Origin of the sequence: Pseudomonas paraglycinae, assembly GCF_021601625.1 — a bacterium.
Classification (GTDB): domain Bacteria; phylum Pseudomonadota; class Gammaproteobacteria; order Pseudomonadales; family Pseudomonadaceae; genus Aquipseudomonas; species Aquipseudomonas paraglycinae.
In genome coordinates this window covers 56,230-70,330 of sequence record NZ_BQHR01000010.1, presented here as the reverse complement: position 1 = coordinate 70,330, position 14,101 = coordinate 56,230, and the positions used below count along the sequence as shown (strand labels likewise).

The following is a 14,101-nucleotide window of genomic DNA, read 5'->3' as shown; positions in this document are numbered from 1 at the left end:
GGTCCATTGTGATGCCCGATTCGACCACGCTGTCACTGCCGTTCAACCCTGCCGGTATCGAGCTCGACCGCCGCAAAGGGCTGAGCCGTCAGCTCTATCAGGCCTTGCGCCTGCGGGTGCTCGACGGACGTCTGGCCAGCGGCACGCGCCTGCCGGCCAGCCGCGATCTGGCAGCGGCGCTGGGGATTTCCCGCAACAGCGTGGTGCGCGCCTACGATCAGCTGTATGCCGAAGGTTTCATTGAAGGCCGGGTCGGGGACGGCACTTATGTGGCGCAGTTACCGCAATCGGTGGCGCCCGCGAAAAAATTATCCACAAAAGTATCCACAGGGTTTTCAACAGGCTTACCCACAACCTTATCCACAATTTCGGTCAATTCCACTGGGGATTTATCCAGCAAAGTTATCCACAGTGGTGCATTGCAGCGGCTTGAGCAGAACCATTTACCGACGCCACCGAGCGGTCCGCCGCGAGCATTCCGGGTCGGTGTTCCGGCGTTTGATCTGTTTCCGTTCGACGTCTGGGCCAAGCTGAACGCGGCGTTCTGGCGCAAACCCGATTTGCAGCAACTGTGTTACGGCGACCCGGCGGGCGATGCGCGCCTGCGCGGTCTGATCGCCGCTTATTTGCGCAGTTCGCGCGGCCTGCAGTGCTCGGCTGAGCAAATTGTGATCACCAGTGGCGCGCAACAGGGAATCAGCCTTTGTGCACAGTTGCTGGTGGAGCCGGGCGCAGGGGTGGGCATCGAGAATCCCGGCTATCGCGCAGCGGGTCATGCGTTCGCCTTGGCCGGCGGTCGATTGCACGGTATTGCCGTGGACGAAGAGGGCATCGACTGCGCGGCACTGGCGGCCGCCGAAGATTGCCGGGTGGCTTATGTCACGCCGTCTCATCAATACCCGACCGGTGTGGTGATGAGCCTGGCGCGACGTCTGGAACTGCTGGCCTGGGCCGAGCGCACCGGCGGCTGGATCGTCGAGGACGACTACGACGGCGAATATCGCTACACCGGCGCGCCACTGGCTCCGCTGGCTGCGCTCGATCGCCAGGGTCGCGTGTTGTACGTCGGCACTTTCGGCAAAGTCGCGTTCCCGGCGCTGCGTCTGGGTTATCTGGTGTTGCCGCCGGGGCTGGTCGAGGCCTTTGCGCAGCGGCGCGCGGTGGATGTCCGGCATTCGGAAGTGAGCACTCAAGCGGTGATGGCCGAATTCATGGCGGCCGGGCATTTCCAGCGGCACATCCGGCGGATGCGCCGGGCAGCCCTCAGTCGGCGTAACGCCCTCATCAACGGTTGGCCGCAAGGATTGGCGGGCGTGGGTGAGCTGCCGGCGGTGTCAGCGGGACTGCATCTCACCGTGGCGGTCGACAGCGTGGCCCGCGAACAACAGCTGATTGAGCAGGCCGCCAGCGTGGAAGTGGAAGTCCACGGCCTGAGCAAGTATTGGCTGCCGGACTCGACGACCCCGATCGATCAGCGCGCCGGTCTGGTGCTGGGTTTTGCGGCGGTGCCGGAGCCGGCGATCGAGTCGGCTCTGGCCCGTCTGCGTGAAGTCTGGCGCCCTTAAGCGTCTTTCGGTTGAGCCTGCGGCTGCGATTTCAGGAACAGATCGCGTACCTGCGGATCGACGATGCGCCGTAGTGCATTGTCGACGGCATCGAAGGTGCTGAGTGCCTGCCGCGTTTTGTCATCGAGCGTCTGCAGATAGGCATCGGCCGGTTTCAGGTGGGCGGTGGTGTACAGCTCATCTGCATCCCCGAGCTGGTCGTAGTGGAAGTGCGCCACCCACAGCGGCTTGTCAGCGTTGTTCCTGTCGAGAATCCGATACTCCTGAAAGTAGTCCCCGCGATAACGGGTACGAATGCGCCCGCGAGGGTCTTTGCTGACCTTGACCTGCCCGTTGTCGTGCATCCAGTGGAAATAGGTTTCCCGAGGTTTGCGGTGTTTAAGCATGGTCGCATAGACCGCTATGCCTTCGGCCTGTGTGCGGATGGCACCCGCGCGCAGGTTCGGGATGAGGGAGGTGACGGGCCACGGATCCTTCCTGGCGTTTTTTCTTCGGGTGATAGCGCTTTCGACGTCATTGGCCGCTTGCTTGAGCCGCTCGACTTGCTGTTCGAACATGTCGCGGATGTCGGCGGGAATGCGCCCTGGTCGCTTGGCATCCTCGCGGGTCTTCCTGTTGAATCGGTCGATGTCCGCTTCAAGCTGGATGGCCGATGAAAGAAGGTCCTCGTCATCTTTGGGCATCTTCGGGTCAGGTCGTCGAGTGGACAGTTTGACGAACGGGACCTCTGCGCTGGAGTCGCCGTCCGGGGCAGTGGAAGCCTGCTCGTCCACCTCTGGGCGGGGGCGGCTCTTGGAGACCTTCACTTTGGACTGCGATGTGGAGGGCTGCGCTCTGGACTTGACGGGTGCCGGTCGTTCCTCAGGTTCAGGCAGTTCCGTGGTCAGTCGATTGCGAGCCAGCAGGTGGAACTCGCCGATCAGCTCGCGAACCCTGTCGAGTCTGTCCTGGACGAACTGGCCGGGATGGTCGGCAGGCAGCTGTTCGACGCGTTCACCGAGGCTGGCGAAGAGGTCGTTCCATTGCGACAGGCGTTCAAGACGCGCTGGCTGTCCGTCTGCGGTCACCGCTGTTTTGCTCAACAGGATCAGCTCATGGCTGGCGTCGGCGGCAGCGGCCGTAATGATCCCGATGGCAACACGGGCGGCATTCATGGCGGCCCCCGGTTGATCCACGACACAGCGTTCGTAGGACATGCCGATTTCATTGGCCTTGAGATCGAGCGGGCTGAAGTCCGGCAGCAGCAATTCCAGTCGTGTGGCCACTTCTCTGGCCTTGGCCGAGTGGCTGTTCAAGACGTGCAGCGAACGATCCAGGGTCTGCAGGGTGGCAATCATTTCGTCGCTCATCGCGGTGGCGACGGTGGCTATTTCGATCTGCTTGTTTCGCGATATCGCTGTCTGGTTGATTGCGCTGTCAACGAATATTTGCGTGGTCTTGGCATAAGTCCGCATCTTCACTCGCAGCCACGAGCCAAAACAGCGGTGCTGACCCAGAGTAAGGCTCATCAGTTTGGCCTGGTGTACCGAGCCGCCGCCCCCTGCCTCGCGCCAGATCTCGAGTTGGTCCAGGGCCTTGGTGTAGTCATTGCCCAGCTTCGTGGCGCGGTCCAGATAAATGGACGCGGAGTGCTCGAATCCGGCTTCGCTGATATCCCGTGGAAGGGCGACCAGTGCTCGCAGCAGCAGTGTTTTCGCTTCGGTTTCGCCTGCTTCAAATTGTTCCAGCTCAGTCCACGCTGCATCCATGATCTGTTTTTTGGATCGACGGAATGCCTCGATCCGGCTTTTCGGCATGCCGCCGCGCAAACGCAGTTTCGGGTCCCAGTGCCATTGTCCGGCCGTCTCGTCGTATTTCAGGGCCATGCCGATACGCTGTGGGTCGGCCGGGTCAACGATGTGAACCGGCTCGCCTGGCCGGGCGATCACTTCAAACCAGCGCATGCCGACCTGGACGCACGTCTTGCCGTCGAGGGTGTAGAGGTGAGTGACCGACGAGGCTCGTTTGCCGCTCAAGTCAGGTGCGGCGATCCTGAAACGGTCGAGCATCGCGATGAAGCGTGCGCTGGTGCCAGATCGCAACAGCGTCCCCTGTTCGAGTTGAGTGAAATGATCGGCAGGGACTTCGCCGGTGACAACCAGCGGATCGAGGACGACCGATGGCGCGACCGCTGGCGCAGGTTGCGGCGTTCTCGCGGACGCCACGCTCTCCGGCGTCCCTTGCTCGAACTCGTACGATTTACTCCGGCGCGGCGACCAGGAGCGGTTGCGTCGTACCACGGCGTGCTGAGTCATGATGATGCCGAGGGTGAGCAGAACATCGGCGGTGGATTGCCAGGCCACCAGATTGTCGTCGCGTTCATGGGCATCAATCGCCTGCTGGATCTGCGTGATGGTCTGCCAGACCCAGACAGCGGTGCCGGTTGCGCCGCTCATGAAATTTGCGGCGACACTGAAAATGGCCCAGCCGCTGTCCGCCAGAAGTGCCCAGCGACGCTCACGGTTGGACTGTGACTGACGGTTCGCAAGCTCGACCAGTGCCTGACTGTTCGCCGTGTACAGCGCAGCGAGGATGTCGCCGTCGAGCGGCGCATTTTCCAGTTCGATCGGGCCGGTCAGGTCCAGATGCATGAACGGTTCCGTGGCCAGTTGAGTGACGATCCACGGCGAGGGCAGACCCACCGGGAAGGCGTATTGCGAGTACTCGAAACTCAGGGCCGCGCTGCCCATCCAGGCGAGTACCGAATTGCGCAGTTCGCCCGCCTGATACAGCGCATACATCAGGTTCTGCAACGAAGCGAACTGCATCAATGGGGTGTCCAGCAGCGGTCGGTACAAAAGACAGGGACCGTGTGCGTGATCTCGCGGACAAATGATGAACATGTTGGCGACCACGTCCGAGCGCCGGCTCAAGCGGCGGCGCGGGACGAACGCCAGAGGCCGGATGGTCACCGGATGTTCGGCCGCCGGCAGTTTGCGGTTGATGGCATCCATCAACTGGCAGACATAGTTATAGCCACGCTCATCGATTGCACCCTGGCGTCTGAGTTTGCACTCCAGCGCGAGCATCGGCAGAAGCGTCGGCAGCTGGCGCAGATAGCGAGTCCGGTGCGCGGTCGAACGGATCGGGTCATCGATCAGCGCGCGTTTGATCAGTTGCGGATAGTGACCACCGATGTCGACCTTTTCCGCGACGGCGGTCAGAAAATCCACCGTCAACCAGTCAGGTACGGCTCGGCCATCATCGAAGGCGATCGTGGCCTGGTAGGGCGCGGTATTTTGCAGGGCAAATTCACCCAGAGTTTCGTGTCCTCGATCAAACGGGTTGGGCAGCGTGAAGCCGCCGGCTTCGAGGCTGTTCGTCACCGTGATTCGCAGCTGTTCCAGAGGCAGGTCGGCGGCGCCTTCAGCGCTTTCGTCGGCAATGATCGCTTCACGCATCCGACGTTCGGCGTAGGGTTTGATCAGGGGAATGTCATCTTCCCTGAACGCGCCATTCCCGGCTTCGTTGCGCAACGTGCCGAGCTCGGCAACGTAGCGACTGTAGTCCTGCAGGTCGTGCGCCGACCCTTCGAGTAACCAGTCGGGAATGGCCTCTTCCAGCTGGTCGAGTCGAGCCCGCTCAAGTGGGCTGAACCGACTGCGGCGCTGCTGCCCGGAGCCGGCGTGGGCACTGATCGACCGGCTGGCGGGATCCAGTGCCTCGATCGCGCCGAGCTGGTTGCTGATCTGCGCCTGTGCGACGGCATCGAAGATGTTTCCTTCGGGCTCGATCAGGCGCCATTTCAAGGAGCGATCGGACAGCCGGGGATCGAGTCGCTGCGGCAATGTTTCTCCCAGCGCGGTCAGCGAGTCGAATGATTCATAGCCATCGGCAACGGTGTACATCAGGATCCGGCTTCGTTTTTTGACGGTGGCGGTCAGCACGAGAGCCCCGGCGACAAGCAGGTGTGTACTGTCCTCGCCGTCGACCAGTTCGATGTCCATCAGGCAGGCTTTCAGTCCGACGAAATCGTTGGCCGCGGGCGAGCGTTCACTCCGGTCTGGATGCTGCGCGACAAATCGTGCCAATGCGCACTCGTCGGCGTCCCAGCCGCTGGCGGACTGCACATTTGCCGCCGAGCACAACTGATCGGACAGCTCTTGCCAGCGTGGCTGGCCATTGGCGGACTCGTTCCAGTAATCGAGCTGGCGCTGCTGATATTCGAGGAACAGAAAAGGTGCAAGGTCGTTCATCAGCGCAGTGATGTCGTCCATGCTCACCGGCAGAAGCGTGGGAGGGACTGCATTGGGTGTTCGGGTCAGGAAGTGCTCGCCTTCGATGTAATCGGCTGTGGTCTTGTGCAGGCAGTGCTGGATGAAGGCATGGGTCAGCGACTCGAAAGCGAAGACCCTGGCGGTGCTCTGTGAAGTGTCGGTCTCGCGCAGAGGTGTCGCGAGCATGCAGTGATCCGGATCGATGTGTTGGTCGGGATAGCTTTTGTTCAGTCCTTCGCGCAACAACGTCGAGGCGACTTGATGCAGCGAGTAGCCCTGGCCGGTCAGTTCGACCAGCCGGCTCTGTTTCAGCAAAGGAGGGGAAACGTCTGGGGCGGCGGCAGGTTCAGTCATGTTCATGTCCACGGGGAAAAATCGGACACTAAAATCCTGGCCGCGCTGCGATGCGGTACATAGATCTTGCAGGCAAAAAAAGACCCGCGGCTGCGGGTCTGGTTGGGTCGCAGCGCTTCAGGTGCCGGACTTGATCTTGGTCCAGGCCCGGGTGCGCGCCCGTTCCGCATCACGCGGCAACGGTTGCAGGGTGTAGAGCGTGTTCATCGCCGCATCGGTCGGGTACAGATTCGGGTTGTTGCGAATCGCCGGGTCGACAAGTTCGGTGGCGTCCTTGTTCGGGTTCGGATAACCGACAAAATCGCTGACCGGCGCAATCACCTGCGGTTGCAGCAGGTAGTTGATGAAGGTGTAGGCATCCTGCGGATTCTTCGCACCTTTCGGGATGGCAAGCATGTCGAACCAGATCGGCGCGCCTTCTTTCGGCAGACGCATGTCCACCACCACGCCATTTTTCGCTTCCTTGGCGCGGTTGGCCGCTTGCGAGAAGCTGCCCGAATAGCCGACGGCAACGCAGATGTCGCCGTTGGCGATGTCGGCCATGTACTTGGACGAATGGAAGTAGGTCACGTACGGACGAATCTTCATCAGCAGCGCTTCAGCCTTGGCGTAGTCCGCCGGGTTCTTGCTGTTGGGATCCAGACCGAGGTGTTGCAGGGCCAGCGGCAGAATCTCCGATGGCGAGTCGAGCAGGGCCACGCCGCACTGCTTGAGCTTGCTGATGTTCTCTTCCTTGAAGATCAGGTCCCAGCTGTCCACCGGCGCGTTGTTACCCAGCGCGGCCTTGACCTTGGCCGGGTTGAAGCCGATCAGGATAGTGCCGTACATATACGGCACGGCGAACTGGTTGCCAGGGTCGTTGGCCTCGATCAGCTTCATCAGTTTCGGGTCGAGGTGGTTCCAGTTCGGCAACTGGCTGCGATCCAGCGGCTGGAACACCCCGGCCTCGATCTGCTTGGCGAGGAACACGTTGGACGGCACCACCACGTCATAGCCGGAGTTGCCGGTCAGCAGCTTGGCCTCCAGCGCTTCGTTGGTGTCGAAGATGTCGTAGACCAGTTTGGTCTGGCTGTTCTGCGCCTTGAAATCTTCCAGTGCCTTGGGAGTGATGTAGTCGAACCAGTTGTAGACGCGCAGGGTACGTTCTTCCGCATGAGCGCCGCCGCCGCTGCTCAGCAGCGCCGCGCACAACGCCGGCGCGATGAAGTGCTTGAGTCTGCTCATTGTTCGAAACCTTCGAGCACGTTCACCGCGTTGATGCCGATTTCTTCCACCGCGTAGCCACCTTCCATGACGAACAGGGTCGGTTTGCCGAGCGCCGCGATGCGTTTGCCCATCGCCAGGTAATCCGGGCTGTCGAGTTTGAATTGCGAGATCGGGTCGTCCTTGAAGGTGTCGACGCCCAGCGACACGACGATGATGTCGGCACCGTAGTTGTCGATCTCCTGGCAGGCCTGATCCAGCGCTGCACTCCAGACATCCCAACCGGAACCGGCCGGCAGTGGATAGTTGAAGTTGAAGCCTTCACCGGCGCCTTCGCCGCGTTCGTCTTCGTAGCCGAGGAAGAACGGGAATTCCGCTTCCGGATGGCCGTGGATCGAGGTGAACAGCACGTCACTGCGCTCGTAGAAAATCGATTGGGTGCCGTTGCCGTGGTGGTAGTCGACGTCGAGGATTGCGACCTTCTTGTGGCCCTGATCGAGGAACGCTTGCGCGGCGATGGCGGCATTGTTGAGGTAGCAATAACCGCCCATCAAGTCACCGGCAGCGTGGTGTCCCGGTGGACGGCACAGGGCGAAGGCACCACGGGCGCCACGCTGGATTTCCGCTTGTGCGGTCAGTGCCACTTGCGCCGCGCTGTACGCCGCTTGCCAGGTGCCGGCGGTGATCGGTGCGCCGCCGTCGAAGCTGTAATAGCCGAGCTGGCCGTGCAGGCTGGTCGGTTTGACCTGACGCAAGGTGCGCGCCGGCCAGGTGTAGGGCAGCAAGTCACCGTCGGTGTTGAATTCGGTCCAGCGCGCCCAGGCGCCTTTGAAGAAGTCGAGGTAGTCGCGGCTGTGAATGCGCTCGATCGGCCCGAGGCCGAAATCCTTCGGCGCCTCGACCGGGCCGAGGTTTTGATTTTTTACCCGTTGCAGCACGTGGTCGGCGCGTGACGGCATCTCGAAGCAAGGCTTGAGTTGCCCGTCGATCAATTCGCAGCGGCCATGGTGCAGGTGGTGATCGTCAGAGTAGATCGTCAGCATTTGTTGTTCTCCGCAGGGGCTGATTCGGTTGGCTCCAGTGTTGCGGCGCGGGGCGAATCGGAGAACGGCCAGAGAGGCCAAAAGGGGATCGATATGGCCAAAAATACTGACCTGATATCGCCCCTCGACGGTTTAACCGTGTGGTCGGAACTGACTCGGCGCCACACCGCTCCAGCGCACGAAGGCATGGCGGAAGCTCGCAGTCTCGCTGAAACCGAGGGTTTCGGCGATGCGGTAGATCGGCAATTGATCCTCGCAAAGCATCTGCTTGGCTCGCTCGAAACGCAGTTCGTCGAGCAGCTCCTGATAGCTGCAACCCATGTCTTTCAGATGCCGGCGCAGCGTGCGTGGCGAGCAGTTCATCTGCTGCGCCAGACCTTCCAGCCCCGGTGCGGCATTGAGTTGTGCGCTGAGCAACTGGCGGATCCGCCCCAGCCACGCCTGGCGGCCGGTGAACTCGGTGTTCTGTTTGCGGCAGCGTTCGGCCATGGCCTGGTGGGTGATGATGTCGGCCAGCGGCAGCGGCTGGTCGAGCCAGCGCCGGTCGAAGGCGAAGGCGTTGTCCTTGGCGCCGAAGTGCAGGGGCGCCTTGAAGTGTTCGGAATAGCTGTCGCGATAGTCTGGCGCGCTGTGTTCGAAGCGGGCAGCCAGCAATGGCAACGGATGGCCGAGCAGGTCGTCGCAGATGACTTTCAGCGACACCAGACAGAACTCCGCGTTGAACACCGCCATCGCCGGGCTCTCGCGATAATCGGCGGCGACAAACCAGACGCGCTCGCCGTCATCTTCCAGGCTCAGCTCGAAAAGTGTTCCCAGCAGCGCCGGATAACGGATCGCCAGGCGCAAAGCGTCACCGAAGGTGGCACAGGTCAGCAGCGCGTAACCGAGGATGCCGTAGCAGGAAACATGCATGCGCCGGCCCAGCTCCAGACCGATGTCGTGTTTGAGCGCGACCGCGTTGGCGCAGACCTGCATCTCCTGATTGGTGGTGATGCGGGTGTCGGCCCGGCTCAGATCCGCCGCGCTGATGCCGCTGCCGGCCAGCAGCGCTTCGCTGGACAGGCCCTGATCCCTGAAGGTGTTGAGCACCAGGGAGACGGCGTTGAGGGTGGTGAGGTGGGAGTGGAGCATCGCGAACTTCCAGCCTTGGGATGCTGGAAACGGCAGCAAGTTGCATGCCGGGCTGTGGGAGCAGAGGTGCTCCCACAGCTTGTTGCGATCAGATGAGCTCGCCGCACAAGTCGAGTTCGACCAGTCGCCGCACTTCAGCTGTCTCAAGACCCGCGCCAAGCAATCCGTTCAACTTGCCGAACGCTGCTTCGCGGGTCATGCCGCCACCGGACAGCACGCCAACGCCACGCAAGCGGCTGCCCGCTTCGTAGACATCCAGCTCAACACCGCCTTCATGGCACTGCGTGACCGCAACCACCACGACACCGTTGTCCCGCGCCCGGCCAAGGCTGGCGAGGAACTCCGGATTGTCGCTCGGCCCGGTGCCGCTGCCGTAGCACTCCAGCACCAGACCCTGAATGCCGCTGTCGAGCAGGCCGTCGATGATCTCGGCGCCGATGCCCGGGAACAGCGGCAATACCGCCACCTTGGCCAGTTGCTTGGGCTGGTTGTAGTTCAGCGCTGCCGGCAGGGACGTGGCCTTCAAGCCGCCGCCCTGACGCTCCAGGCGTTTGAACGGATGACGGCCGAAGCTGCGCACTTTCGCGCAACGGGTCGGCGCCAGCAGTTCGCCGTGGAAATAAAGGTGTACACCCGGCGCCAGGCCTTGGCCGAGGGCGACCAGCGCACCGCTGAGGTTTTCCCAGGCGTCGCTGTCGGTGACGCCGGCCGGCAGCATCGAACCGGTGAAGCACACGCGGGCATGCAGGCCGAGCAACTGGAAGCTCATGGCGGCGGCGCTGTAGGCCAGGGTGTCGGTGCCGTGCAGGATCAGCACGCTGTCGCAACCTTGCACATCGACGGCATCGACGACGGCTTCACGCAGTTGCTGCCAGTAGGCCGGGGTCATGTTGGCGCTGTCGATCAGCGGCGACATCTCGCGAAAGCGCCACTGCGGTACGACCAGCTCAGGCTGGCTGTGCAGGTAGTCGCGCATCCGCGCTTCGAAACCGGACGCCGGGGCCAGGCCATTGGCGCTGGCCTGCATGCCGATGGTGCCGCCGGTGTACAGCACCATGACGTGCTGGGCGGCAGGGTAGGTCGAGGAATTCATGGGGAGTTCTCCTGAACGAAGACAGCATGCGGTCGAGCATGACGCCGACCGCCGCCTGTGTCACGCCGGGCGCAAGACCTGCGCCCGGTTTTTACCCGATCAGCGTTGCGCTGCAGGGATGCCTTGCGGCTGAGCGTCGGCCTGGGTGTCGGCCGACGGATTGGCAGGCCAGGCCTTCAGGTCCAGATCCAGGTCGCTGAACTTGCTGGAGTCGAACACCGGCTGGTCGACGCCGGCGCGACGCTGCGCATCGTAGTCGCGCATCACGCGCATGCCGACCTTGAACAGCATGGCCAGGGCCACCAGGTTGACGAAGGCCAGGCAGGTCATGGTGATGTCGGCGAAGGCGAACACGGTCGACAGATCCTGCATCGAACCCCAGACCACCAGCGCCAGCACCAGGCCGCGGAACGTCATCAGCGCAGCGCGGTTGCGGGTGAGGAACTGCAGGCTGTTTTCGCCCAGGTAGTAGTTGTAGAGGATGCAAGTGAAGACGAACAGCGACAGCGCGACGCTGACGAACATGCGGCCCCAGTCACCCACCACGGCGGCCAGCGAGTTCTGGGTCAGGACGATGCCGTCACCTTCGAAGCCCGGGGTGTAGAAGCCCGACAGCAGGATCAGCAGCGCGGTGCAGGTGCAGATCACGAAGGTGTCGAGGAACACGCTGAACGCCTGAACCACGCCTTGAGCGCCCGGGTGCTTCACGGCGGCCACGGCGGCGACGTTCGGCGCACTGCCCAGGCCCGCTTCGTTGGCGAACACGCCACGTTTCACGCCCATCACGATGGCGCTGCCGAGCAGGCCGCCGAAGGCCGGGTCGAGACCGAAGGCGCTCTTGAAGATGGTTTCCAGCATGGCTGGCACGTGTTCGATCTGGGTGCCGATCACGTACAGGGTCACGCCGATGTAGGCCAGGGTCTTGATCGGTACCAGCAGGTCGGACACCGAAGCGATGCGCTTGATGCCACCGATGAAGGTAATGGCCAGCAGCACTGCCAGGACGATACCGGTGTGTTGCGGATCAAAGGCAAAGGCGTTTTGCAGCGAGTGGGTCACGGTGTAGGACTGCAGGCCGATGAAGGCGAATCCGTAAGTGACCAGCAGCAGAATCGAGAACACCACCGCCATGCCTTTGAGTTTCAGGCCGTGCTGGATGTAGTAAGCCGGACCGCCACGGTACAGGCCATCGCCATCGGCGCGCTTGTAGACCTGGGCCAGCGTACATTCGAAGAAGCTGCTGGACATGCCGACCAGAGCGGTCACCCACATCCAGAACACCGCACCCGGACCACCGAGAGTCACGGCGATGCCGACACCGGCGATGTTGCCTGCACCGACGCGGCCGGCGAGGCTGAGCATCAGGGCCTGGAACGAGCTGAGTTGCCCGGCGCTGCCTTTGAGGCTGTCGCGGAACACCGCGAACATGTGGAAGAAGTGGCGCAATTGAACGAAACGCGAGCGAATCGTGAAGTAGCTACCGAGCCCGACAATGAGCACGATCAGTACTTTCCCTGAGAGGAAGTCGTTGATGACTTCGAGCATGGATTTTTCCTCGCTGTTTATTGTGTAAGCAAATGCTGGATGGTCGGAAACATCGCGTTACACCGGTGTGCGTGCGGCACAACGGGCGAGGCGAGGGTTTCGTCCCGGATCCATATCGCGGGTTTGTTATTAGTTCGGGTTTCGCATGGGTTATGGCCTCGTTACCGACGACCGCTCACGCGAAGAGGGGCGGCACTATACCGATCAGTGCGGCGCCCGTCTGCACGGTTGTGGTGCAAGCGACGAAACGAAGCTTTGAAACACCCGACGTTACCGGCGTCGGGCTTGTCTGGGAGCCGGTTTGCAGCCAGCTTCCATACATACGGTTCTCAGGTTCAAACAGTTAAAAAAAAGGGCTCGGGGAATGCTCCCCAAGCCCTCAAAAGGTGAGAGGTGTCTAGTCCCTCGACCTGGTGAGCGGTGCTACAAGTAACGCGTCGGATCAGGCCTTCAGAGGCACCAGACGTGGAGCAATCATGTTTTCCGGGCGCAGGATGTCGGCGAGCATGGCTTCGTCGAGCAGACCTTCTTCGCGCACCAGTTCCAGCACGCCGCGGCCGCTTTCAAGGGCGATACGGGCGATGCGGGTGGCGTTTTTGTAGCCGATGTACGGGTTCAGTGCGGTGACCAGACCGATCGAGTGTTCGACCAGTTCACGGCAGCGCGCTTCGTTGGCGGTGATGCCGACGATGCAGTGCTCGCGCAGCATGTCCATGGCGCGTTGCAGCAGGCGGATCGAGTCGAGGATCTTGAAGGCGATCAGCGGCTCCATCACGTTCAGTTGCAGTTGGCCGCCTTCGGCTGCCATGGTCAGCGCCAGATCGTTACCGATGACCTGGAAAGCAACCTGGTTCACGGCTTCCGGGATAACCGGGTTGACCTTGCCTGGCATGATCGAGCTGCCTGGCTGACGCGCCGGCAGGTTGATTTCGTTGATGCCGGTGCGCGGGCCGCTGGACAGCAGGCGCAGGTCGTTGCAGATCTTCGACAGCTTGACCGCGGTGCGCTTGAGCATGCCGGAGAACAGCACGAAGGCGCCCATGTCGGAAGTGGCTTCGATCAGGTCGGCGGCTGGAACCAGCGGTTGACCGCTGATCAGCGCCAGACGCTGTACGGCCAGGGCCTGGTAACGCGGGTCAGCGTTGATGCCGGTACCGATCGCGGTGCCGCCCAGGTTCACTTCAGTCAGCAGTTCTGGAGCCAGCGTCTTCAGACGGGCGAGGTCTTCACCCATGGTGGTGGCGAAAGCACGGAATTCCTGACCCAGGGTCATTGGTACGGCGTCTTGCAGCTGGGTACGACCCATCTTCAGGACGTGGTTGAATTCTTCACCCTTGGCTGCGAAAGCCTGAATCAGGCTGTCGAGGCTGGCCAGCAGCGCGTCGTGACCCAGCAGCAGACCCAGGCGGATCGCGGTCGGGTAGGCGTCGTTGGTCGACTGCGCCATGTTCACGTCGTCGTTCGGGTGCAGGTACTGGTATTCGCCTTTCTGGTGACCCATCGCTTCCAGCGCGATGTTGGCGATCACTTCGTTGGCGTTCATGTTGGTGGAGGTACCGGCGCCACCTTGAATCATGTCGACCACGAACTCTTCGTGGAAATCACCGCGGATCAGACGTGCACAGGCTTCGCTGATGGCAGCGTGCTTGGCTTCGCTCAGGTGACCCAGCTCACGGTTGGCGTCAGCAGCGGCCTGTTTGACCATCGCCAGACCGACAACCAGCTTCGGGTAGTGCGAAATCGGAACGCCCGAGAGGCGGAAGTTGTTCACCGCTCGCAGGGTCTGGATGCCGTAATACGCTTGAGCAGGGACTTCGAGGGCGCCAAGCAGGTCGTTTTCTGTGCGGAATGATGCAGCGGAGGACATGATAGAAATCATCTCGATATGGACCCGGTCTGTGCCGGAACGCT

Annotated in this window: 8 protein-coding genes; 1 reads left to right on the top strand and 7 read right to left on the bottom strand. The window is 62.0% G+C overall.

Annotated features, from left to right (window positions below; genetic code table 11):
* The first annotated feature begins 11 nt into the window (after positions 1 to 11).
* The gene (gene pdxR, locus L6D82_RS16330) at positions 12 to 1,565 is read left to right on the top strand and encodes a MocR-like pyridoxine biosynthesis transcription factor PdxR (protein WP_236190470.1); all 1,554 of its coding nucleotides are present in this window, start codon (positions 12 to 14) and stop codon (positions 1,563 to 1,565) included.
* Here pdxR and L6D82_RS16325 read toward each other — a convergent pair.
* The 7 genes from L6D82_RS16325 to aspA all read right to left on the bottom strand — a co-directional run bounded on the left by L6D82_RS16325 (position 1,562) and on the right by aspA (position 14,057).
* Positions 1,562 to 6,175 carry a dermonecrotic toxin domain-containing protein gene (locus L6D82_RS16325; RefSeq protein ID WP_236190468.1) on the bottom strand — a complete coding sequence of 1,538 codons (4,614 nt, stop codon included), beginning with the start codon at positions 6,173 to 6,175 and terminating at the stop codon, positions 1,562 to 1,564. The genes pdxR and L6D82_RS16325 overlap by 4 nt on opposite strands.
* Positions 6,176 to 6,292: 117 nt before the next feature.
* On the bottom strand, positions 6,293 to 7,399 hold the full coding sequence (locus tag L6D82_RS16320) for a polyamine ABC transporter substrate-binding protein (protein WP_236190466.1): 1,107 nt from the start codon (positions 7,397 to 7,399) through the stop codon (positions 6,293 to 6,295).
* A complete protein-coding gene (locus tag L6D82_RS16315; protein ID WP_007954279.1) occupies positions 7,396 to 8,421 on the bottom strand; it encodes a histone deacetylase family protein in 1,026 nt (341 codons plus the stop codon). Before L6D82_RS16315 ends, L6D82_RS16320 begins: the two co-directional genes overlap by 4 nt.
* Before the next feature lie 132 nt (positions 8,422 to 8,553).
* Positions 8,554 to 9,552: an AraC family transcriptional regulator gene (locus L6D82_RS16310; protein WP_085747955.1), complete on the bottom strand. Its 999-nt coding sequence runs from the start codon at positions 9,550 to 9,552 to the stop codon at positions 8,554 to 8,556.
* Between the two features lie 88 nt (positions 9,553 to 9,640).
* Positions 9,641 to 10,645 (bottom strand): asparaginase, encoded by a 1,005-nt coding sequence (locus L6D82_RS16305; protein WP_102688437.1) that lies wholly within the window; start codon positions 10,643 to 10,645, stop codon positions 9,641 to 9,643.
* A gap of 99 nt (positions 10,646 to 10,744) precedes the next feature.
* The gene (locus tag L6D82_RS16300; protein ID WP_085747953.1) at positions 10,745 to 12,190 is read right to left on the bottom strand and encodes an alanine/glycine:cation symporter family protein; all 1,446 of its coding nucleotides are present in this window, start codon (positions 12,188 to 12,190) and stop codon (positions 10,745 to 10,747) included.
* A 442-nt stretch (positions 12,191 to 12,632) separates the two neighbouring features.
* Positions 12,633 to 14,057, bottom strand: a complete 1,425-nt coding sequence (gene aspA, locus L6D82_RS16295; protein WP_003229645.1) for an aspartate ammonia-lyase — start codon at positions 14,055 to 14,057, stop codon at positions 12,633 to 12,635.
* Between the last annotated feature and the right edge of the window lie 44 nt (positions 14,058 to 14,101).

What these genes read in the sequence shown, in the direction of transcription:
- pdxR (WP_236190470.1), top strand. Translation starts at nt 12, where the DNA reads ATGCCCGATTCGACCACGCTGTCACTGCCGTTCAACCCTGCCGGTATC.
- L6D82_RS16325 (WP_236190468.1), bottom strand. Translation starts at nt 6,175, where the DNA reads ATGACTGAACCTGCCGCCGCCCCAGACGTTTCCCCTCCTTTGCTGAAA.
- L6D82_RS16305 (WP_102688437.1), bottom strand. Translation starts at nt 10,645, where the DNA reads ATGAATTCCTCGACCTACCCTGCCGCCCAGCACGTCATGGTGCTGTAC.
- aspA (WP_003229645.1), bottom strand. Translation starts at nt 14,057, where the DNA reads ATGTCCTCCGCTGCATCATTCCGCACAGAAAACGACCTGCTTGGCGCC.
- L6D82_RS16310 (WP_085747955.1), bottom strand. Translation starts at nt 9,552, where the DNA reads ATGCTCCACTCCCACCTCACCACCCTCAACGCCGTCTCCCTGGTGCTC.
- L6D82_RS16320 (WP_236190466.1), bottom strand. Translation starts at nt 7,399, where the DNA reads ATGAGCAGACTCAAGCACTTCATCGCGCCGGCGTTGTGCGCGGCGCTG.
- L6D82_RS16300 (WP_085747953.1), bottom strand. Translation starts at nt 12,190, where the DNA reads ATGCTCGAAGTCATCAACGACTTCCTCTCAGGGAAAGTACTGATCGTG.
- L6D82_RS16315 (WP_007954279.1), bottom strand. Translation starts at nt 8,421, where the DNA reads ATGCTGACGATCTACTCTGACGATCACCACCTGCACCATGGCCGCTGC.